The 20,693-nt window shown below is 73.1% G+C and carries 22 protein-coding genes and 1 riboswitch; of the genes, 8 read left to right on the top strand and 14 right to left on the bottom strand.

Translation table 11 applies throughout. The features are described from left to right. Positions 1-160: 160 nt before the first annotated feature. The gene (locus ACFV5N_RS10660; RefSeq protein ID WP_385596926.1) at positions 161-1,156 is read right to left on the bottom strand and encodes a LysR family transcriptional regulator; all 996 of its coding nucleotides are present in this window, start codon (positions 1,154-1,156) and stop codon (positions 161-163) included. Between the two features lie 94 nt (positions 1,157-1,250). Here ACFV5N_RS10660 and ACFV5N_RS10655 point away from each other — a divergent pair, with 94 nt between their 5' ends. The 4 genes from ACFV5N_RS10655 to thrS all read left to right on the top strand — a co-directional run bounded on the left by ACFV5N_RS10655 (position 1,251) and on the right by thrS (position 5,988). After that, positions 1,251-2,543, top strand: a complete 1,293-nt coding sequence (locus ACFV5N_RS10655) for an MFS transporter (RefSeq protein ID WP_385596924.1) — start codon at positions 1,251-1,253, stop codon at positions 2,541-2,543. An 85-nt stretch (positions 2,544-2,628) separates the two neighbouring features. Continuing rightward, positions 2,629-4,053 carry a hypothetical protein gene (locus ACFV5N_RS10650; RefSeq protein WP_385596921.1) on the top strand — a complete coding sequence of 475 codons (1,425 nt, stop codon included), beginning with the start codon at positions 2,629-2,631 and terminating at the stop codon, positions 4,051-4,053. Then, positions 4,053-4,550: a hypothetical protein gene (locus tag ACFV5N_RS10645; RefSeq protein WP_385596919.1), complete on the top strand. Its 498-nt coding sequence runs from the start codon at positions 4,053-4,055 to the stop codon at positions 4,548-4,550. Before ACFV5N_RS10650 ends, ACFV5N_RS10645 begins: the two co-directional genes overlap by 1 nt. 142 nt (positions 4,551-4,692) lie before the next feature. Next, a complete protein-coding gene (thrS, locus tag ACFV5N_RS10640; RefSeq protein ID WP_385596917.1) occupies positions 4,693-5,988 on the top strand; it encodes a threonine--tRNA ligase in 1,296 nt (431 codons plus the stop codon). A 37-nt stretch (positions 5,989-6,025) separates the two neighbouring features. On the opposite strand, the gene ACFV5N_RS10635 is transcribed toward thrS, so the two are convergent. Beyond that, positions 6,026-6,340: a DMT family transporter gene (locus ACFV5N_RS10635; protein ID WP_385596914.1), complete on the bottom strand. Its 315-nt coding sequence runs from the start codon at positions 6,338-6,340 to the stop codon at positions 6,026-6,028. Between the two features lie 11 nt (positions 6,341-6,351). After that, positions 6,352-6,421, bottom strand: a riboswitch (guanidine-III (ykkC-III) riboswitch). A gap of 51 nt (positions 6,422-6,472) precedes the next feature. Then, positions 6,473-7,087 carry a TetR/AcrR family transcriptional regulator gene (locus tag ACFV5N_RS10630; RefSeq protein WP_385596911.1) on the bottom strand — a complete coding sequence of 205 codons (615 nt, stop codon included), beginning with the start codon at positions 7,085-7,087 and terminating at the stop codon, positions 6,473-6,475. A 183-nt stretch (positions 7,088-7,270) separates the two neighbouring features. On the opposite strand from ACFV5N_RS10630, the gene ACFV5N_RS10625 reads away from it, so the two are divergent. Next, entirely contained in the window at positions 7,271-8,200 is a 930-nt protein-coding gene (locus tag ACFV5N_RS10625) for an alpha/beta hydrolase family protein (RefSeq protein WP_385596909.1), read from the top strand. A gap of 247 nt (positions 8,201-8,447) precedes the next feature. Here ACFV5N_RS10625 and ACFV5N_RS10620 read toward each other — a convergent pair whose 3' ends face one another. After that, positions 8,448-8,741 carry a winged helix-turn-helix transcriptional regulator gene (locus ACFV5N_RS10620; protein ID WP_385596907.1) on the bottom strand — a complete coding sequence of 98 codons (294 nt, stop codon included), beginning with the start codon at positions 8,739-8,741 and terminating at the stop codon, positions 8,448-8,450. Between the two features lie 41 nt (positions 8,742-8,782). On the opposite strand from ACFV5N_RS10620, the gene ACFV5N_RS10615 reads away from it, so the two are divergent. After that, positions 8,783-8,965, top strand: coding sequence for a hypothetical protein (locus tag ACFV5N_RS10615; protein ID WP_385596904.1), 183 nt, complete (start codon positions 8,783-8,785; stop codon positions 8,963-8,965). Here ACFV5N_RS10615 and ACFV5N_RS10610 read toward each other — a convergent pair. Further along, positions 8,935-9,441 carry a tetratricopeptide repeat protein gene (locus ACFV5N_RS10610; RefSeq protein ID WP_385596901.1) on the bottom strand — a complete coding sequence of 169 codons (507 nt, stop codon included), beginning with the start codon at positions 9,439-9,441 and terminating at the stop codon, positions 8,935-8,937. The genes ACFV5N_RS10615 and ACFV5N_RS10610 overlap by 31 nt on opposite strands. A 50-nt stretch (positions 9,442-9,491) precedes the next feature. Between ACFV5N_RS10610 and ACFV5N_RS10605 the strand changes: the two genes are divergently transcribed. Further along, positions 9,492-9,908 carry a GNAT family N-acetyltransferase gene (locus ACFV5N_RS10605; protein ID WP_385596898.1) on the top strand — a complete coding sequence of 139 codons (417 nt, stop codon included), beginning with the start codon at positions 9,492-9,494 and terminating at the stop codon, positions 9,906-9,908. Positions 9,909-10,040: 132 nt separating this feature from the next. Here ACFV5N_RS10605 and ACFV5N_RS10600 read toward each other — a convergent pair whose 3' ends face one another. Together ACFV5N_RS10600 and ACFV5N_RS10595 are read right to left on the bottom strand one after the other, a co-directional pair. Further along, positions 10,041-11,420, bottom strand: coding sequence for a GntP family permease (locus tag ACFV5N_RS10600; protein ID WP_385596895.1), 1,380 nt, complete (start codon positions 11,418-11,420; stop codon positions 10,041-10,043). 56 nt (positions 11,421-11,476) lie between these two features. Beyond that, on the bottom strand, positions 11,477-11,998 hold the full coding sequence (locus tag ACFV5N_RS10595; RefSeq protein ID WP_385596892.1) for a gluconokinase: 522 nt from the start codon (positions 11,996-11,998) through the stop codon (positions 11,477-11,479). A 170-nt stretch (positions 11,999-12,168) separates the two neighbouring features. On the opposite strand from ACFV5N_RS10595, the gene ACFV5N_RS10590 reads away from it, so the two are divergent. Continuing rightward, complete coding sequence (locus tag ACFV5N_RS10590; RefSeq protein WP_385596929.1) at positions 12,169-12,897, top strand: FadR/GntR family transcriptional regulator; 729 nt, start codon at positions 12,169-12,171, stop codon at positions 12,895-12,897. A 23-nt stretch (positions 12,898-12,920) separates the two neighbouring features. Here ACFV5N_RS10590 and ACFV5N_RS10585 read toward each other — a convergent pair whose 3' ends face one another. The 7 genes from ACFV5N_RS10585 to ACFV5N_RS10555 form a co-directional block, all read right to left on the bottom strand. Further along, positions 12,921-13,799 (bottom strand): hypothetical protein, encoded by an 879-nt coding sequence (locus tag ACFV5N_RS10585; protein ID WP_385596890.1) that lies wholly within the window; start codon positions 13,797-13,799, stop codon positions 12,921-12,923. A gap of 81 nt (positions 13,800-13,880) precedes the next feature. Beyond that, positions 13,881-15,206, bottom strand: a complete 1,326-nt coding sequence (gene mgtE, locus ACFV5N_RS10580; protein ID WP_385596887.1) for a magnesium transporter — start codon at positions 15,204-15,206, stop codon at positions 13,881-13,883. A gap of 314 nt (positions 15,207-15,520) precedes the next feature. Further along, entirely contained in the window at positions 15,521-16,810 is a 1,290-nt protein-coding gene (locus ACFV5N_RS10575) for a thymidine phosphorylase (RefSeq protein ID WP_385596884.1), read from the bottom strand. Between the two features lie 4 nt (positions 16,811-16,814). After that, positions 16,815-17,204 carry a cytidine deaminase gene (locus tag ACFV5N_RS10570; RefSeq protein WP_385596881.1) on the bottom strand — a complete coding sequence of 130 codons (390 nt, stop codon included), beginning with the start codon at positions 17,202-17,204 and terminating at the stop codon, positions 16,815-16,817. Beyond that, positions 17,205-18,506, bottom strand: a complete 1,302-nt coding sequence (locus ACFV5N_RS10565) for an ABC transporter permease (protein WP_385596878.1) — start codon at positions 18,504-18,506, stop codon at positions 17,205-17,207. It lies immediately after the preceding gene. Continuing rightward, positions 18,503-19,639: an ABC transporter permease gene (locus ACFV5N_RS10560; protein WP_385596875.1), complete on the bottom strand. Its 1,137-nt coding sequence runs from the start codon at positions 19,637-19,639 to the stop codon at positions 18,503-18,505. Before ACFV5N_RS10560 ends, ACFV5N_RS10565 begins: the two co-directional genes overlap by 4 nt. Continuing rightward, the coding region (locus tag ACFV5N_RS10555) for an ABC transporter ATP-binding protein (protein ID WP_385596872.1) at positions 19,636-20,693 on the bottom strand (1,058 nt) is incomplete at its 5' end. The genes ACFV5N_RS10555 and ACFV5N_RS10560, both read right to left, overlap by 4 nt.

Here is a 20,693-nt window from a genome sequence, read left to right as displayed (position 1 = left end):
CTGTAACGCCTACGCCCGTAGACGGCCGAGTGGAACCAGCCGCACCGGGTGCCGTCACCCGGGCGCCCGGGTGACGGCACCCGGCGGACGCCGCACGGGCGCGGTGTCCCCGGGCGCCGGGGTCGCGGACCGTGCCCCGGCTCCGTCCTCCCCCGCGCCGTCACCCGGCCGTCGTGCGGCCCGTCCCCGCGAACCGGCCGCGCCGGCCCAGCAGGAACCGCTTGAAGTCGGCGACCGGCCGGGTGTCCGGATGCCCGGCCAGCCAGGCGACACCGATCTCGCGCACCGCGCGCGGCGCCGTCACCGCCAGATCGCGGGCCCCGGGCCGGGGCACCATGGGCGGCGGCAGCAGCGCCACCCCCAGTCCGGCCGCCACCAGCCCGCGCAGCGTCTCCGGCTCCTCCCCCTCGAACGCGATCTTCGGTATGAAGCCGGCGCGGGCGCACAGCACGTCCGTCAGTTTCCGCAGCCCGTACCCGGGTTCGAGGGTGACGAACGGCTCGTCCGCCGCCTCCGCGAGCCGGACCCGCTTGCGGCCCGCCAGCCGGTGGCCCGCCGGGACGACCAGGAACAGCCGCTGCTCGTCCAGCCGCCGGGTCACCAGGTCGGGCGCCTCCGGGATCGGGGAGGTGAGGCACAGGTCCAGCTCGCCGAGCCGCATCCGCTCGATCATGTCCTCGCCGTAGCTCTGCACCAGCGCGAACCGCACCCGGGGATGGTCCTCACGGAACTCCCGGATCAGCGCCGGTACGGTCTCGGGCCCCATCGTGTGCAGGAACCCGAACGCCACCTTGCCGGCCGCCGGGTCCGCGTCCGCCCGTACCGCCTCCGCCGCCCGGCCGATCTCGCCGAGCGAGCGCTCCACCGAGCGGGCGAACGCCCGGCCCGCCGGGGTCAGACTGACGGTGCGGCCGTGCCGGGCCAGCAGCGCCACCCCCAGATCGGCCTCCAGCCGGGCCATGGCGCGGCTGAGGGTGGACTGGGGCACCCCGAGGTCGCGGGCGGCCTGGGTGATGTGCTCGTGGCGGGCGACGGCGGCGAACTGGGCCAGCCGGGGACTGAGCAGCGCGGCCCACTCCTCCGCGGGCAGCTCGCCGGGTCCTGGGCCCGGGCCGCTTGTTACGTGGATGTCTTTTCCGTTGCCCCGGTATGACATGGACCCCCGCCACCTCCGTTGATGCGCTGCTGCATCAATCATCGCAGTTCTGTGCATTGGACGCATGAAACCGGGTGGTCCTAATTTTGACGGCATGCCCACCACAGCAGCCCCGAAGGTGTCGGCCACCGCCGACCCCGTCCCAGCCACACCCCCGACTCCCCCGGCCCCGACCGCCGCCCGCCCGGCCCCGGCCCCGATCTCCCGTGCCCGCGTCAACCTGGCACTCTTCGCCCTGGGTGTGGCCACCTTCGCGCTGCTGTTCTCGACCCAGGCACTCCTGCCCGACCTCGCGACCGCCTTCGCCGTCGCCCCCGGCCAGGCCAGCTGGACCATCTCCGCCACCACCATCGCCCTGGCCGCCGCCGTCCTCCCGCTGAGCGCCCTCAGCGAACGCTTCGGCCGCCGGCAGCTGATGACCGTCTCGGTGACCGCCGCGGTGGCCCTGGCCCTGGTCATCCCGTTCGCGCCCGACCTCACCACCCTGATCGTGCTCCGCGCCCTCCAGGGCGCCGCCATCGCCGGCATCCCCGCCTCCGCCGTCGCCTACCTGTCGGAGGAACTGGACGCCCGCTCCACGGTCGGCTCGGTCGGCCTGTTCATCGCCGGCAACAGCGTGGGCGGCATGCTCGGCCGCATCCTCACCGGCTGGGTCGCCGAGGGCTGGGGCTGGCGGACCGCGCTGGCCGCCGTCGCCCTCCTCTCGCTGGCCGCCGCCGTCGCCTACCAGCTGCTGCTCCCCCGGGCCCGCAACTTCCGCCCCACCCCGCTGCGGCCCCGCGCGCTGCTCGCCACCGTCCGCACCCACCTGTCCGAACCGCTGCTGCTGCGGCTGTTCGCCATCGGGCTGCTGCTGATGGCCGCGTTCAGCGCCGTCTACACGGTGATCGGCTTCCGGCTGGTGGCCGAACCGTTCGGGCTGTCGGCCGGACTGATCGGCTCCGTCTTCGTCATCTACCTGGTGGGCACCTGCTCCTCCTCGGTGACCGGCCCCATGGTCGAACGCCTCGGCCGGCGCGGCGCGCTCTACCTGGCCATCACCACCGTGACCGGCGGTCTGCTGCTGAGCCTCGCCGACCACCTGGCGACCGTGCTGCTCTCCCTGGTGCTCATCACCGGCGGCTTCTTCTTCGGCCACGCCGTCGCCTCCGGCTCGGTCAGCCGCGCCGTGACCCACGGCCGGGCCCAGGCGTCCGCGCTCTACCAGGTCGCGTATTACCTCGGCAACAGCGCCGGCGGCACCCTCGGCGCGGTCATCTTCCACCACGCCGGCTGGCAGGGCGTCGTCACCTTCGGCCTCACCGCGCTGGTACTCACGGCGGGCATCACCCTGTACGCCACCGGGCGCGCCCGGGTCGTACGACGGCGCGCGGCGGCCCTGGCCTGAGCCCGCGGGCACACCCCGGCCGGGTGGAACCGCCGTGCCCCCCGGAACGTGATAGAGGCCACACACCTCACCACCGGGGGCTTCGATGGCCGGTTCGTCCTCGCGCGGCGCCGCCGCCGCACTGCTCAACGCCAGTGGCCTGGGTGCCGGTTACCTGTATCTGCGGCGGTGGGGCCGGGCGGTCGGCTCCTGGCTCGTCACCGCGCTGCTCGTCCTGGCCGCCCTGGGGATCCACGCCTCGGGCACCCCGTGGTTCTGGATCACGCTGTTCGCGCTGTGGCTGGCCCGCATGGTGTACGACGGGTGGAAGCTCGGCAGCACCGGCCCACCCGGCCGCCGCACGCCCTGGCTCCCGCTGACCGCCGGGGCGGCGCTGCTGGCCCTGGTCGTCGCGGGCGCCGTGCAGTACCGCGGCGGCCCGCAGGAGGCCCTGGAGCGCGGCGACGCGGCCCACGCGGCCGGTGACTGCGCGGCGGCCGTCGGGCACTACGACGCGGCGGCGGCCACCCGCAACGAGCTGACCTTCTCGCCCGCCCTGGACCGGGCGGCCGACGGCCGGGCCGGCTGCCGCACCGTCCTCACCGCCGAAGCGGCGGCCGGCAAGGGCGACTACCCCGGCGCCATCACCGGCTACGGCGACTACCTCGCCCGGTACGACGGCACCCCGCCGTGGCCGGGAGCCGAGGCCCGGCTCGCCGGACTCCACCTCGACCAGGCCGACTCGCTCGCGGCGGACGGCACCGTGGAGGCCGCCTACGCCGCCTACGCCGCGATCGCGGCCGGCTTCCCCGGCTCCGACCAGGCGGCGGCCGTACCCGACCGTCTCGACGGGCTGTACGAAGCCCGCACGACCGCGCTCGCCGACGGGGACCACTGCCCGGCGGTCGACGAACTGCGGCCCTTCCTCGCCCTCGCCGGCGAACACCGCGACGACCCGCTCGCCGAAGACCTCGCCGGCCGGGCCGGGGACGCGCTCCCGGACGCGCTCTACGCGTGCGGCATGGACGACTACCGCGACGAGCACTACTCCGACGCCCGCACCACCCTGGAGGAGTTCCAGTCCCGCTACCCGGACGACGAGCGCAACGGACAGATCGACGACACCCTCATCGCCATCGAGATCGCCCGGATCGGCAGCGGCTCCACCGGCGACCTCCCCGACCCCACCCCGGCGGGCAGCGCCCCCGGCGGCACCGCGACCGTCGAGATCGTGAACGACTCGCCCGAGGCGCTGGAGATCCTGTACACCGGCGCCGAGACCGGCACCGGGACGGTGGGCGCCTGCGGCGGCTGCACCACCCGGAGCGATCTGCTCTCCGGCTGGTCGGACACCGCCTGCCAGGCCGGCATCGACCGCCCCACCACGACGATCCGCCTCCCGGCCGGCACGTACGAGTTCGTGGTGCGCACCCCGGGCGACTCCTCCGTCACCCCGTTCTACGGCACCTGGGAGCTGTCCTCGGGAACGGCCTACTCGGACTGCTACTTCATCGAGACGAGTTACTACTGATGGCCGCCGAGCGGGTGGAGCCGATGGGCCGGATCCACGCCGTCCTCGCGAACACCGTCGGCGCCGTCCTGCTGGCCGGCGGCGGAACCGGCGCCGTGCTCTTCACCGTCGCGGCGGTCGGCGAGGCCGAGACGACCGTGGACGCGGTGGTCTCCGGGGCCGTCGCCCTGTTCGCGGCGCTCGTCGGCTACGTGGGGCTCGGCACGCTGCTCCACAACCGGGACGTGCGCGCGGCCACCCGACGGCTGATCACCACCGGCGTCGACGCCACCGCCGAGGTGATCGGCATCGGCCCCGAGGAGGTGACCTCGGACGGCCTCAGCACCCAGCACGAACTCCTGCTGCGCGTCACGGGGCCCGGCTTCGCCCCGTTCGAGGCCCGCACCACCGAACCCGACGACCGCTTCCCCGGCCTGGTGGTGGGCTCCCGGCTGGCGGCCGTGGTGGACCCGGTGCACCGGGATTTCAGCCTGCACCGGGGCGACCCGCTCTGCTAACGTCACCGCCATGCAGCGTGCCGCGAACACGACGACGACGGAGAGAGTCCCGGCGCGCTGACCGATGTCCTAGTCCGAAGCCCCGGGGCGAGTGCCCCGGGGCTTCGCCGTGCGGTCACTCACCCCGTGTGAGGAGACCACCATGCACGACGACCGCGACCACGACCGCGCGCACGGGGACGACCCCGGCGGCAGCCACCGCCACGACCACCGCAGACTCGGCCGCGAGCTGGACCTGTTCGGCTCCGACCCCCTGATCGGCGCCGGACTGCCGTACTGGCTCCCGGCCGGAGCCGCCGTACGGCAGGCGCTGGAGCGCTACATCCAGGACACCGAACGCCGCGCCGGATACCGGCACGTCCACTCACCGGTGCTGGGCAAACGCGAACTGTACGAGATCTCCGGCCACTGGGCGCACTACCGCGAGGACATGTTCCCGCCGATCGGCCCGGACCGCGCGGCGCCGCCGGGAGACGAGCGGGCCCCGGGCGGGGAACGACTGCTGCTGCGCCCCAGCCTCTGCCCGCACCACGCGCTGATCTTCCGCAGCAGGCCGCACAGTTACCGCGAGCTGCCGCTGCGCATGGCCGAACTGGGCGGCATGTACCGGGCCGAGCGCTCCGGCGTCCTCGGCGGACTCACCCGGGTCCGGGCCATCACCCTCAACGACGCGCACATCTTCTGCACCCCCGATCAGGTGGCGGACGAGGCACGGGCCGCGCTCGGGCTGATCCGCCGCGCGTACGCGGCGCTCGGCATCGCACCGGCCCGCTACCGGCTGTCGCTGCCGGGCGCGGGCGGCACATACGTGGCCGCCCCGGAGCTGTGGCGACAGTCGGTGGCCCTGCTGCGGGAGGTACTGGACGCGGCGGGCCTGCCGTTCGAGGAAGCACCGGGCGAAGCGGCGTTCTACGGGCCGAAGATCGACGTGCAGATCGCCGACCCGGCGGGACGCGAGTCCACCCTGTCGACCGTGCAGATCGACTTCCACCAGCCGGAGCGGTTCGCCCTGCACTACACCGGCCCGGACGGGTCACCGCACCGGCCGGTGATGGTCCACCGCAGCATCATCGGCAGCGTGGAACGCGCCGTGGCGCACCTGATCGAACACCACGGCGGCGCGTTCCCGGCCTGGCTCGCCCCGGTGCAACTGGCCGTCCTCCCGGTGACCGACGCGCAGGTGCCGCAGGCGGAGGCCGTCCGGGACCGGGCTCTCGCCCTGGACCTGCGCGCCGAGGTCGTCCCCCCGGACCGCGGCACCCTCGGCGCCCGCGTGCGCGACGGCCGGCTGGTCCCGTACCAGGCCGTCATCGGCCCGCGGGAGGCGGCCGACGACCGCCTGGCGCTGCGCCTGCGCGACGGCGCCCGCCTGCCGGCGGAGCCGGCCGGGGCGGCGCTGGAGCGGCTGGCGGTGGAGGCGGCGGCGCCGCGGGGGTAGGTGGGGGTGGGTGGTTCCCGCGAGCCGGCGCCGTCCGTCAGTGGGCGGCCTTCAGGCCCACCACGCCGCCGACGATCATCGTCAGGAAGACGATCTTCGTCACGCTCACCGGCTCGTCGCCGGTGGCCATGGCGTACAGGACGGTGAGCGTGGCGCCGATGCCCACCCACACCGCGTAGGACGTCCCGATCGGGAGGTCACGCATCGCGTAGGCGAGGCCGGCCATGCTGCCCGCCAGGCCGACGGCGAAGACCACGGTCGGGGTGAGACGGCTGAAGCCTTCGGACTTGCCGAGCGCGGTGGCCCACACCGCTTCCAGGGCACCGGAGATCACCAGAATCAGCCATGCCATGACAGCCCTCCATCGGGCCGTCTTGTCGCACTCCGGGTACGGCACCCCTCGTCCGGGAGCCCGCCTGACCGGGGGCTCTTCGTCAAGCTCTCACACCCGACTTCCCCGGGCAAGTGCCTCCCGGGAGCGTGATCAACGGCCGCGCGGCGGGCTTCCGCCGGTGGTCCCGCGCAGTCCCGCGACGAGGAGGGCGACCATGCGCCGCGCGTCGTAGCGCGGGTCGGTGTCGGCGCCGATGCAGAGGTTGCCGACGCCCCGCATCACTTCGACGCCGGTGTAGCCGGGGCGGATCTCGCCGTGTTCGGCCGCCGCGTCGAGCAGCCGGTCGCAGACGGGCACGAGCCGGTCGAGGAAGGAGGCGTGGAGTGCCGTGAAGTGGGGGTTGTCGGGCTGGAGCACGTTGGCGAGTCCGTGTTTGGTGACCAGGAAGTCGGTGAAGAGGCCGATCCACTCCTCCAGCGCGGCGTACGGCGTGGGGCTGCTCTCCAGCAGGGCCGGGCCGGCCTCGGCGCAGGTGTCCACCTGGTGGCGGTAGACGGCGACGATGAGGTCCGCCCGGGTGGGGAAGTGGCGGTAGATCGTGCCCATGCCGACGCCCGCGCGGGCCGCGATGTCCCGGACGGGCGCTTCGACGCCCGCGTCGACGAAGGCCGCGGCGGCGGCTTCCAGCAGGGTCCGCTGGTTGCGGCGCGCGTCCTTGCGCTTCGGTCCTGGGGCGCTGTCCGTGCCCTGCTCGCTGGCGTTCACCGTCGTTCCTTCCCGGTCACACCGGTCGCTCCGGCCCACTCCGGTCGCTTGCGAAGCGGAACAGCGCTCCGTATCGTTGCGGAGCGACGTTCCGTTTCTGCATTCTGGCAGACCGGGGAACGGCGGCCAAGCCGTGCCGCCATTCCGGAACGGCCCACGGAGCACCCACAGGAAGGTCCCGCCATGCCCCCGTCCTCCCCCGCCGCCCCGCCCGTCCCCGCCACCGTGCTCGACGCCGCCCCCGTCGTCCTGCCCGCCCCCGGGCGCGGCACGGACCTCCGGGTCCGGGTCTCCGCACCCGCCACCGGCGACCGGCTCCCGGTGATCGTCTTCTCACACGGCTTCGGCCAGTCGATGAACGGCTACGCGCCGCTCGCCGACCACTGGGCCGCCGAGGGGTTCGTGGTGCTGCGCCCCACCCACCTGGACTCGCGCACCCTCGGCCTCACCGCCGATGACCCCCGCACCCCGCACATCTGGCGCCACCGGGTGACGGATCTGACCCGGGTCCTGGACGGTCTCGATGTCCTGGAGGCCGCCCTGCCGGGGCTCGGCGGGCGCGTCGATCGCGGCCGGATCGCCGTGGCCGGCCACTCCTGGGGCGCCCAGACGGCGAGCACGCTGCTGGGGGCACGGGTCCTGGATGCCGACGGCGTGCCGGGCGAGGACCTGTCCGACGCCCGGGTCACGGCGGGTGTCCTGCTCGCGCTGACCGGGCTGGGCGACAGCCTCTCCCCGTTCGCCGCGGAGCACTTCCCCTTCATGCGGCCGTCGTTCGCGGCCATGACCGCGCCGGCGCTCGTCGTGGCCGGGGACCGGGACGACTCCCCGCTCTCCACGCGCGGCCCGGACTGGTTCACCGACGCGTACACCCACAGCCCGGGGAGCAAGAGCCTGCTCACGCTGTACGGGGCGGAGCACTCGCTCGGCGGGGTCAGCGGCTACGAGGCCGCCGAGACGACCGACGAGGACCCGGCCCGGGTGGGCCTCCTCCAGCGGCTCACCACCGCCTATCTGCGCGCCGTACTCGGCGACGCCACCGGATGGCAGACGGCGGCCGCCGCACTGGCCGGGGATCCGCACCCGCTCGGCGGGCTGCGGAGCAAGGAGTGACCGCGCGGGCCGGGGAATGAGCCGGGGCGGGCAGGGTAGGTCTGCCCGCTGTGATGGCTGCGCCGTACATCGAGCCGGAGACCGGCACCGGGGACGACGAGGGGCCGGCCCGGCCGGTTCCGCCGTCGCCCGGTGGCCGCTCGCGCGGGCCGGAGAGCGAACAGCAGCGGCGCTGGACGGATCTGCTGCGCAGGCTCCGGGAGACGAACGCGCGCAGCGTGCTGCACCTGCGGTTCCTGTCGGGGGATCAGGGGCTGCCCGGGGCGGGCGTGGCCGGGGCCCCTCGCGGGACGGCGTCGGTGTCGGCGGCGGCTGCCGCGGCCCGGTCGTAGGCGGTTCTGGCCGCGGCGATGGCGTGCCGGCTGTTCCCGGTCCACACCACCAGGGACCGCACGGCCTCGTGGAGGGTGCGGCCGAGCGGGGTCAGCGCGTACTCGACGCGGGGCGGCACCACCGGGTGGACGGTGCGCCGCACCATGCCGTCCCGCTTCAGCCGGCGCAGCGTGAGGGTGAGCCGGTAACCACCCCGGTGGTGCCGCACGCCCCGCCCCCACCGGCCGGCACCGGCTTCAGCCGCCGGGAGTGGGGCGTGCTGTGCACCGGGGCTGGTCCACGCTCCGGACCAGCTTCGCGCTGCTGGTGCCGCCGGCCGCCATGCTGGTCGCGGTGGTGATCGCCGCGTTCGGGCTGCGGCGGGCCGGGGGCTCGGCGCCCGCCGCCGGTCCTGGCGCCGGCTACGCGTCCTCCACCAGCAGCCGGGCGTAGTTCGCCATGGACCGCTGGTAGCGCGGCAGGTGCGGGGCGAGGGCGGTGAGGGCGACGGAGACCGCTTCCCGCTCCCGCCCCACGGAGGTGAGCGCGAGGGCGAGGGTGGCGCGTACGGCGTCGTCCAGGTGGTCGGAGCCGGCGTCGAGTTCGGCGGTCAGCAGGTCCACGCTCTCCTGCGGGCGGCCCAGGTTGCGCAGGGAGCTGGCGAGCTGGATCACGGCGCGGCGGCGGCGTTCGCCGGGCAGGCCGCCGGTGGCCAGGGCCCGCTGATAGTGCGGGACGGCGCGGTCGGGGTGGCCGGTGGAGTCGTAGGCGCAGCCGCGTTCGAAGTCGGCGACCGCGCTGCCGGGCGGCAGTTCGCGGGCCAGGGCGTCGACGGCGGCGCGGAACACGGCCGGTTTTGAGTGGTCGTCGAGGGTCGCCCACAGCTCGGCGCTGCGGCGTTCCCAGTCGGGCGGCAGGGTCTCGGTCATGGGGCCATAGTGGCTGGTGGTCGCGGTGCCGGGTACCGAATAATCGCCGCATGGACGGCTATGAGATCTCCACGGACCCCGCCCGGGTCGATGCCGCGCTGGTGCACCACTGGCTGTCGACGGACGCGTACTGGGCGCGCGGCCGCAGCCGGGAGAAGCAGGACGCGGCGATCGCCGGTTCGCTGAACTTCGGGGTGTACGAGGCGGCTTCGGGGGCGCAGGTCGGCTACGCGCGGGTGGTGACGGACCGGGCGACGTTCGCGTGGCTGTGCGATGTGTACGTGGCTCCGGCGGCGCGCGGCCGGGGTCTGGGGACGGCGCTGGCGCGGGCGGTGCGGGACGAGCTGGCCCCGTACGGTCTGCGGCGGATCATGCTGTGCACCCAGGACGCGCACGGGGTGTACGCGAAGGTGGGTTTCGCGCCGCTGGCGCGGCCGGAGCGGTGGATGAGCCTGGGGCTCCAGTGAGGGGCGGGCGCGGAGCCGGCGGGTAGGGCTGCCGGGGCCGCGGGCGACCGGGGCGGCGGGATCGTCACCGGTCCCGCCGCCCCGTGGCCGCCTGCTGGGCCGGCGCCGGGGTGAGGCGCCGGCCGGGGTCCGTCAGGCGATGGCGTAGATGGCCGAGGCCAGGGTGAAGCCCATGAGGCCGAAGATGGTCTGGAGCACCGTCCAGGTCTTCAGGGTGGTCTTCACGTCCATGCCCATGAAGCGGCCGACCAGCCAGAAGCCGGAGTCGTTGACGTGGCTGGCGGTGACCGATCCGGCCGCGAGGGCCAGTACGACGGCCGCCACCTGCACGGAGTTCATGTCCCCGGAGAGGACGACCGGCTGGACGAGGCTCGCCGCGGTGATGAGGGCGACCGTCGCGGACCCCTGGGCGATCCGCAGCGCGGTGGCGACCAGGTAGGCCACCACGATCACCGGCAGGCCGAGGTCGGAGAGGGAGTCGGAGAGCGCGTCGCCGATGCCGCTGGCGCGCAGCACCCCGCCGAACATGCCGCCGGCTCCGGTGATCAGGATGATGGAGGCGATCGGGCCGAGCGCGGAGTCGGCGAGCTTCTCGATGACGTCGGCGCCGCGGCCGCGCCGGGTGCCGAGCACGTAGCTGGCCACCAGCACGGTGATGAGCAGCGCGATCGGGGTGGCGCCGATGGCCCGGGCGAACTGGAACCAGCCGGCCTCGCCGTCGACCCAGCCGGCGGCGCGGGCCATGTCCAGACCGGTGTTGGCGAAGATCATGACGAGCGGCAGCGTCAGCAGGCCGATGACGGTGCCGGGGGACGGCGGGTTCTTGTCGTGGGCGGCCTGCTCGCCACCGGTCAGGATGTCCGGCACGGGGAGGACGAAGCGCTTGCCGATCCACAGGCCGAACAGGTAGCTGCCGACGTACCAGGTCGGGATGGCGATGACCAGGCCGAGCAGGATCACCAGGCCGATGTCGGCGCCCAGCAGTTCGGAGGAGGCGACCGGGCCGGGGTGCGGCGGCACGAAGATGTGCATCACGGAGAACGCGCCGGCGACCGGGAGCCCGTACCGCAGGATGCCGCCGCCCAGCCGCCTCGCGACGGTGAAGACGATCGGCAGCATGACGACGAGACCGGCGTCGAAGAAGATCGGGAAGCCGAAGAAGAGTGAGGCGATACTCAGCGCGAGCGGGGCGCGGTCCTCGCCGAAGCGCCGGATGAGGGCGTCGGCGAGCGCCTGGGCGCCGCCGCTGACCTCGATCAGCCGGCCGAGGATGGCGCCGAGTCCGACGAGCAGGGCGACGCCGCCGAGGGTGGAGCCGAAGCCCTGGACCAGGGTGTCGACCACGTGTGCCGAGGGGATGCCGGTGGCGAACGCGGTCAGCAGGCTGACCACGATGAGTGCCAGCAGGGCGTGTACCCGCAGCTTCATGATCAGGAAGAGCAGTACGGCGATGGCGCCGGCGGCTATCGCCAGCAGGGGGCCGGCGCCCATCGTTTGAGTCCAGGTGTCCATGCGGAAGCTCCGTTGCCTTCGGGACGGGTGGGTCGGGGGAGGGGGACGTGCGGGGGTCAGGGCTGGGGTGCCGGGCGCAGGCCGAGGGCGGCCAGCGCGTCGTCGGTGATCTGCTCGGGGGTGCGGCGCAGATCGACCGTGACGCCGTCCTCGTCGTCCTGGAGCTGTTCCAGGTCGGCGAACTGGGAGTCCAGCAGGGACGGCGGCATGAAGTGCCCGGTGCGCAGGTGGAGGCGCCCGGCGATGAGTTCGCGGGTGCCGGCCACGTGGACGAAGCGGACGCGGGCGTGGGCCTCGCGCAGCAGGTCGCGGTAGCCGCGCTTGAGCGCGGAGCAGGCGACGACGGCGGATTCGCCCTGTGCGGCCCGGACGGTGATCCAGTCGCGGATGATGCCGAGCCAGGGGAGCCGGTCGGCGTCGGTGAGGGGGGTGCCGGCCGCCATCTTGTCGATGTTGGCCTGCGGGTGCAGCAGATCGGCCTCCGCCATGGGCCAGCTCAAGCGGTCGGCGAGGAGTCCGGCGACGGTGGTCTTGCCGGCTCCGGAGACTCCCATGACCACGAGTGCGGTCGGCGACATCGGCCTCTCCTCACTGAAAGGTGTTACCAATTGAGCGGAAAGGTAACACCAATCTTTCGGGCAGGGAAAGCCTCCGCGACGTACCTCACAGCACCATGGCGGTGCGTACCTCCCCGCCTCCGGTGGGTCACCGGCCGCACACAACCCCGGGATAGGCTGCCGGGGTGGGGATGAACAGCGAGCACAGCACGGGAAACGGCGAGTCCAAACACCACTCGGTGCTGGACACCCTCGGTCTGGAGATCACCTCGGGCGTGCTGGAGGAGGGCCGCGTCCTGACCCTGGACAGCATCCAGGAACGCTTCGACGTCTCGCGCACCGTCGCCCGCGAGACCATGCGGCTGCTGGAGTCCAAGGGGCTGGTCGTCTCCCGCCGCCGGGTCGGCATCACCGTGCAGCCGGCCGCCTCCTGGCAGGTCTACGACCCCCGGGTCATCTGGTGGCGGCTCGCCGGCCCCGGGCGCGACTCCCAGCTGCGCTCGCTCACCGAACTGCGGATCGCCGTCGAGCCGCTGGCCGCCGCCGCGGCGGCCCGGCACGCGGGCGCCGCCGAACGCGCCCGGCTGGTGGAACTGGCCACCGCCATGCGCCCGCTGGGCGAGGCCGGCCGTCTCGACCCGTTCAACGACCTCGACGTCGAAATGCACTCACTCGTACTGCGGGCCAGCGGCAACGAGATGTTCGCCGCCCTCACCGACGTGGTCGCGGCCGTGCTGCGCGGCCGTACCCAGCTCGGGCTGATGCCCGACCGGCCCGTCCCCGAAGCACTCGACCTGCACGAGGCGGTCGCCCTCGCCGTCGCCGACGCCCGGCACCAGGACGCCGAGGAGGCCATGCGGCTGCTGCTGTCGGAGGTCCGGGACGCGATGGTCCCGCTCGGCGCCCCCGGCGGACGCTGAACGGGACCGGTCCGCCCGCGCGTTCAGCTCCCGTACACCGTCATGCAGAGCACGTCGCCGTCGCCGCCGTCCAGGTTCTGGTACCAGTAGGTGGCGTAGTCGTCCCCGCCCTGGCGGCAGACATCGCCCGAGTAGTCGCCGTTCGCCGCCGGAACACTGCTGACCTGCATGATCTGGTTGTACGGCGCCGGCACCTGGGTGGCCGAGCAGTCGATCGCGGACATCAGCCCGGTGGTCATCACCGCGCTGTCGCCGCTGCCGGACTGCTCCGACATCAGACACTCCCCGACCCGGTACTGCCGCACCACGCACAGGTTGTGACTGGTGCTCTCCCAGGTCTCCTCGTCCGTCCAGGTGTGGTTCCAGGTGGTGCCGTTGCTCACCCAGCCGTCGTCGCAGATCTCGTAGTCCCCCGCGATCTGCGTCACCTTCAGATACGCGTCCGGCGCCGCGCAGTCCACCCGCTGCGGCGTCTCGTCGTTCCAGGTGCCGTTCTTGTCCGTCTGGTAGTTGGCCAGACAGTCACCGGCCTCCACCGCGAAGAACGCCTCCGAGACCGGGTCCATCGGCGCCGTGCCGCCGCCCCCGCCGTCCGAGGCGCCGTCCGAGGTGCCGTCCGCGCCGTCCGCGTCGCCGTACCCGCCGCCCGACCCCGTGTCCAGACCGTCCGGCAGCTCCAGGCTCGGCACCTGCGGCGCACCGGCGCCGGAGTCGCCGCCCTTGTCGCTGTTCATCCCGAGCGGGATCACGATCGCCGCCAGCGCCACGAAAGCCGCCGCCGTACCGAGCGTCCCCTTCAGCGTGTTGTCGCGCCGCGGAGACGGCTGGGGGGCGTGCGGTGCTCCGTAACCGGGCGGCGGGCCCCCGTAGCCGCCGCCGTAACCGCCGTAGCCGTTGTTCATGTGTGCTGGCTCCTTCTCCTGCTCATGACACGACGCCACGCGCCCCCGCCCCGGTTCCGGACCGGCAGGACCGGCCCGGGCTCAGATGCCCAGGATCACCTTGGCGATGGAGAAGTAGATGACCAGCCCCGTCGCGTCCACCAGCGTCGTCACCATCGGCGCCGAGACCACCGCCGGGTCGATGCGCAGCCGCTTCGCCAGCAGCGGCATCGTGCCGCCCACCGTCGAGGCCCAGGCGCAGATCACGATCAGGGTCAGGGCGATCACCGCCGCCACGTCCCAGCCCACGAACAGCGAGCCCACCAGAAGGCCCACCACCGCCAGCATCGACCCCAGCAACAGCCCCGTCCGGCACTCGCGCCAGATCACCTTCAGCAGATCCGACACCCGTACCTCGCCGACCGCCAGCGCCCGCACCGCCGCCGTGGCCGCCTGCGCGCCCGCGTTGCCGCCCGCGCCGATCAGCAGCGGGATGAACAGCGCCAGCTGCGTCACCGACTCCAGCTCGCCCTCGAACGCCCGGGTCACCATCACCGTGAGGATGGCCGCCACCAGCAGCAGCATCAGCCACATCACCCGGGTCCTGGACAGCTGGAAGACGCTCGCCGACATGTAGTGCCGCTCCAGCGGCTCGGCACCGGCCTGCCGCGCCACGTCCTCGGTGTCCGCCGCCTCGATGACCTCGAAGGCGTCGTCGCTGGTCAGCAGGCCCACCAGCCGGTCCTCGCTGTCCACCACCGGCAGATCGAGCACGTTCGTCTCACGCATCAGCCGCGCCGCGTCCTCGGCACGCTCGGTCGCCCGCGCCTTCGGCGGCTCGGTCACCACCAGCGCGGCGACCATCGTCTCCGGCTCGCTCAGCACCAGTTCGCGCAGTTCCACGATGCCGGTCAGCCGGCGCCCGGCGTCCACCACCGGCAGCGTGTAGATGGTCTCCGCCCGCGCCCCGCGCCGCCGCACCGTCTCCAGCGCCTGAGCCACCGTCAGGTCCTGCTGGAGCGCCACCGTCTCCGGCGTCATGAAGCGGCCGACCGAGCCCTCCGGGTAGCCCAGCAGCGCGGCCGTCATCTGCCGCTCGTGCGCGCTCAGCCCGGCCAGCACCCGCTGGGCGACCTTCGCCGGCGCCTCCTTCAGCATCCGGGCCCGGTCGTCCGGGTCCATGTGCTCCACCAGCTCGCGGAACGCCTGGTCGCGCAGCCCCTGGAGGATCTGCTGCTGGTCGACCGGGTCGAGTTCCTCGAAGACCTCCAGCGCCCGGTCCTTGTCGAGCAGCCGGAAACTGATGACGGACTTGACGGCGTCCATCCGCGCCAGCTCGTCGGCGATGGCGTACGGCGGCTGGGTCTCCAGCCATTCGAGGGCGCCCGCGAGGTCGTGGTCCTCGATCAGGGCAGGCAGATGCGTCATGACGGGAGGTCCCCCTGGGAAGGTTCGGCGCGAACAGGCGGCAGGCTCAGGGCGCGCACACGCCGGTCGCCCCAGGGGAGGCCATGGCTACCTGGGCGGCGGACCGGCGCGGCGCGGCGGATGGTGACTGGGGGGTTCACTGCGCATCGCAGCCACACCTCCCACCATGCCGTTCCGTCAAGACCGTCCCTCAGGGTACACACCATCGTTGACGATGATGGCAAAGGGTTGACCACATCCCGGTGAAGGTGTTAGAGCCTGTCCGGCGGATCTTGCCGGGCAGGCCCTCGCCGGGACGCCGGGTCGCCGGTGCCCTACGCGATGCGGTCCAGGATCGTCGCCGGGACCGCCCGCGCCGCGCTCTCCGCGCCGCTCACCTCGATCGCCTCGCCCGCCAGCGCGTCGAGCGCCGCCGGGAAACGCTCCGGGGTGTCCGTGTGCAGCGTCAGCAGCGGCTGCCCCGCCACCACCCGCTGCCCCGGCTTGGCGTGCAGTTCGATGCCCGCACCCGCCTGCACCGGGTCCTCCTTGCGCGCCCGGCCCGCGCCGAGCCGCCACGCCGCCACCCCGACCGCGTACGCGTCCAGCCGGGTCAGCGTGCCGGAGGCGGGCGCGGTGAGCACCTGCGTCTCGCGCGCCACCGGCAGCGGGGCGTCCGGGTCGCCGCCCTGGGCGCGGATCATCCGGCGCCAGTGGTCCATCGCGGTGCCGTCCGCCAGCGCGCGCGCCGGATCGGCGTCCGGCAGCCCGGCCGCGTCCAGCATCTCCCGGGCCAGCGCCAGCGTCAGCTCCACCACATCGGCCGGGCCACCGCCCGCCAGCACCTCGACCGACTCGCGCACCTCCAGCGCGTTCCCGGCGGTCAGGCCGAGCGGCGCTGACATGTCGGTGAGCAGCGCCACCGTCCGCACCCCGTGGTCGGTGCCGAGCCCGACCATGGTCTCGGCCAGTTCGCGGGCGTCGGCCTCCGTCTTCATGAACGCGCCGGAGCCCGCCTTCACGTCCAGCACCAGCGCGCCGGTGCCCTCGGCGATCTTCTTCGACATGATCGAGGAGGCGATCAGCGGGATCGACTCCACGGTGCCGGTCACATCGCGCAGCGCGTACAGCTTGCGGTCCGCCGGGGCCAGCCCGTCACCCGCCGCGCAGATCACCGCGCCCGCCTCGCGCAGCACCGCCAGCATCTCGTCGTTGGACAGCCGGGCTCGCCAGCCGGGGACGGACTCCAGCTTGTCCAGCGTGCCGCCGGTGTGGCCGAGGCCGCGTCCGGACAGCTGCGGTACGGCCGCGCCGCACGCCGCCACCAGCGGGGCCAGCGGCAGGGTGATCTTGTCGCCGACCCCGCCCGTGGAGTGCTTGTCGGTGGTCGGCAGCGGCAGGGAGGAGAAGTCCATCCGCTCCCCCGAGGCGATCATCGCCGCCGTCCAGCGGGCGATCTCGGCCCGGTCCATGCCGTTCAGCAGGATCGCCATCGCCAGCGCCGACATCTGTTCGTCGGCCACCTCGCCCCGGGTGTAGGCGTTGATGATCCAGTCGATCTGGTCGGGCGTCAGCGTGCCGCCGTCCCGCTTGGTGCGGATGACGGTGATGGCGTCGTGGCTCATGGGATCAGAAGTTCCAGGATTCGGGGAGCAGATCGGACAGCGGGCGGATGCCGCCGGCGGGGGTGTCCACCAGCAGCCCGGGCCCGCCGTGTTCCATCAGCAGCTGCCGGCAGCGGCCGCAGGGGGTGATGATCTCCCCCTTGCCGTTGACGCAGGTGAAGTGGGTGAGCCGGCCGCCGCCGGTGGCGTGCAGCGTGGAGACCAGCCCGCACTCGGCGCACAGGCCCACCCCGTAGGAGGCGTTCTCCACATTGCAGCCGACCACCGTGCGGCCGTCGTCCACGAGGGCGGCGGCGCCCACCGGGTAGCGGGAGTAGGGGGCGTACGCCCGGCCCATGACCTCCCTGGCCCGCGCGCGCAGCGCCTCCCAGTCCACCTCCGGTGCGTCCGCCATCTAGCCGCCCTCGCCTCTCCGGTAGGGCTTGCCCACCGCTTTCGGAGTCCGCAGCCGCTGGGCGAACAGGGTCAGCACCAGCAGCGTCGTCAGATACGGGCTGGCGCTCACCAGCTCCAGCGGCATCGTGTCAGTGGTGGCGTACCAGATCCACAGCGCCGCTCCGACCACCGCGACGACCAGCGCGGTCAGCCGCTTGCCGCGCCACAGCTGCCACAGGGCGACCCCGGCCAGCGCGAGCGCGAACAGCAGCAGCGTGGCGTGCACGGTGGCGCCGCCGTCCCGGGTCTGGAGCGCGTCCATGAAGCCGAACAGGCCGGCGCCGGTGGCCACGCCGCCGGGACGCCAGTTGCCGAAGATCATGGTGGCCAGGCCCAGATAGCCGCGCCCGCCGGTCTGGCCGTCCTGGTACATGCGGATCAGCACCGCCAGGTACGCGCCGCCGAGGCCGGCCAGACCGCCGGAGACCGCGAGCGCCATGTACTTGTACGCGTACACGTTGACGCCGAGCGACTCGGTGGCCTGCGGGTTCTCGCCGCAGGAGCGCAGCCGCAGCCCGAAGGAGGTCTTCCACAGCACCACGTAGGTGGCCACGAACAGCAGCACGGCCAGCAGCGTCAGCCACGAGACGTTGTTGACGCCGGCCCGCAGGATGCCGGCCAGGTCGGAGATCAGGAACCAGCGCTTGTCGGCGAGAGAGCCCAGCCAGTCGGCGACGCCGGGCACCGAGAACGGCTCCAGCACCTCCATCTGCGGGGACTGCTTGTCGTTGCCGCCGTTCAGCTTGGCCTCGCTGCCCTCGGCACCGAACCACAGCTTGGCGAGGAACTGGACCACGCCGAGCGCCAGGATGTTGATGGCGACACCGGACACGATGTGGTCCACGCCGAAGGTGACGGTGGCCACCGCGTGCACCAGACCGCCCAGCACACCGCCGACGATGCCGGCCAGCACCGCGGCCCAGGGCCCGTACTGCCAGCCGATCCACCCGGCCGCGAACAGGCCGAGCATCATCATGCCTTCGAGGCCGATGTTCACGACGCCGGAGCGCTCGGCCCACAGGCCGCCCAGGCCCGCCAGGCCGATCGGGACGGCGAAGCTGAGCGCGCTGGACCACTGGCTGGTGGCGGTGAGCGAGTCGGCGCCGGTCACCATCCGCACCACGGACAGCAGGACGAGGCCGCCCGCGATGAGCAGCAGGACCTTCGGGTAGGTCAGCCGGCGGCGGATGGCCGCCCCGGCCTTGCCCTTGCGCTGGTCGCCCTCGGGCTTTCCGGCGGGGGTCTCCACGGTGGTGGTCACGCCGTCACCTCCGCGTTCTTCCGTGCCTGGGCCTGGGCGGCGAGTTGTTCTCCGACGAACCGCTGCTGGCGCTTGATGCCCCAGCGGCGGACGAGTTCGTAGGCGACGACGACGGACAGCACGATGACGCCCTGCATCACGCCGACGATCTCCTGGGCGTATCCCTCGAACTCCAGCTGGTTGCCGGTGCGCTCCAGGAAGCCCCACAGCAGCGCGGCGAACGCCATGCCGATCGCGCTGTTGCGGCCGAGCAGCGCGATGGCGATGCCGGTGAAGCCGATGCCGGTGGGGAAGTCGTTGCCGTAGTTGCCGGAGATGTTCAGCAGGGTGGGCATGCCGACCAGACCGGCGACCGCGCCGGACAGCAGCATCGTGGTGATCACGGTGCGCTTGACGGACACCCCGGACGCCTCGGCGGCGGACTCGGAGGCGCCGACCGCCCGCAGGTCGTAGCCGAAGCGGGTGCGGCTGAGCAGGAACCAGTAGCCGATGCCGACCGCGACGGCGATCACGATGGTGCCGTAGATCGGCTGGACGCTGGTGGGGATCTCAAAGAAGTAGCTGGAGTCGGGGATGTCCTTGGTGTGGATCAGGTTCCCCTCGCGCTCGGCGAGCCGGCCTTCCTTGAGGAAGTAGCCGATGAGGGAGCCGCCGATGAAGTTCAGCATGATCGTGGTGATCACTTCGCTGACACCCCGGGTGGCCTTCAGATAGCCGGCGATGCCGGCCCACAGGGCACCGACCAGCATGGCGGTGAGGATGATCACCGGGATCTGCACGATGCCGGGCAGCGCCAGCGCGCCGCCGACGGCGGCGGCGAAGAAGGCGGCGACCCGGTACTGGCCGTCGACCCCGATGTTGAAGAGGTTCATCCGGAAGCCGATGGCGACCGCGACGGCGGACAGGTAGTACGGGATCGCCTTGTTGATGATCCAGACCTGGCTGTCGCTCTTGGTGCCGAAGTCGATCATCACGGAGAACGCCTGGAACGGGTTCTGCCCGGTGGCCAGCATCACCAGCGAGGTGATGACGACGGCGGTGACGATCGCCAGCAGCGGGGCGGCCACGCCCAGGACGATCTTCTCCCGGTCGATGTTCTTGATCCGGGCGGTCACGGCGGAGGCGGCGCTCATGACGGGTTCTCCGTCGCGGCGTCGCCCGCGAGGTGGCCGGTGGCGGCGCCGGTCATGGCGGTGCCCAACTCCTCGGGGGTGATGGTGGCGGGGTCGGCGTCGGCGACCAGCCGGCCGCGGTACATGACGCGGAGGCTGTCGGAGAGGCCGATCAGTTCGTCCAGGTCGGCGGAGATCAGCAGCACCGCGAGACCTTCGCGGCGGGCGGCGCGGATCTGGTCCCAGATCTGCGACTGGGCGCCGACGTCCACGCCCCGGGTGGGGTGGGCGGCGATCAGCACCTTCGGCGCGTGGCTCATCTCGCGGCCGAAGATCAGCTTCTGCTGGTTGCCGCCGGACAGCGAGCGCGCGGTGACGTCGATGCCGGGGGTGCGCACGTCGTACTCGCGCACGATCCGCTCGGTGTCGGCGCGGGCGTCCCCGGCGGTCAGCCAGGGGCCCTTGCTGTTGGGGCGCTGGGTGACGTGGCCGAGCATCCGGTTCTCCCAGAGCGGGGCCTGGAGCAGCAGGCCGTGCCGGTGCCGGTCCTCGGGGATGTACCCGATGCCGTCCTCGCGGCGGCGCCGGGTGGAATGCCGGGTGATGTCGGCGCCGTCCAGGGTGACCGTGCCGTCGTCGGCGGTGCGGATGCCCATGATGGCCTCGACGAGCTCCGCCTGGCCGTTGCCCTCGACACCGGCGATGCCCAGCACCTCACCGGCGTGGATGGTGAAGCCGATGTCGGCGAGCACGTCGCGCCGTACCCCGTCGGAGTCGGTGCCGGTCAGCCGCAGCCCGGAGACGGTGAGCACCGGCCGGTCGGTGACGGTGGACTCGCGGGTCTCGGGGGTGGGCAGTTCGGAGCCGACCATCAGCTCGGCCAATTGCTTGGGGGTGACGCCGGAGGGTTCGACGGAGGCCACCGTCGTCCCGCGCCGGATGACGGTGATGTCGTCGGCGACCGACAGGACCTCGCCCAGCTTGTGGGAGATGAAGATGACCGTCAGGCCCTCGGCGGTCAGCTCGCGGAGGTTGCCGAAGAGGGCGTCGACCTCCTGCGGGACCAGGACGGCGG

This window comes from Streptomyces sp. NPDC059853 (assembly GCF_042731495.1).
Taxonomy (GTDB): Bacteria; Actinomycetota; Actinomycetes; order Streptomycetales; family Streptomycetaceae; genus Streptomyces.
This window is presented reverse-complemented; position numbering and strand designations above follow the sequence as displayed.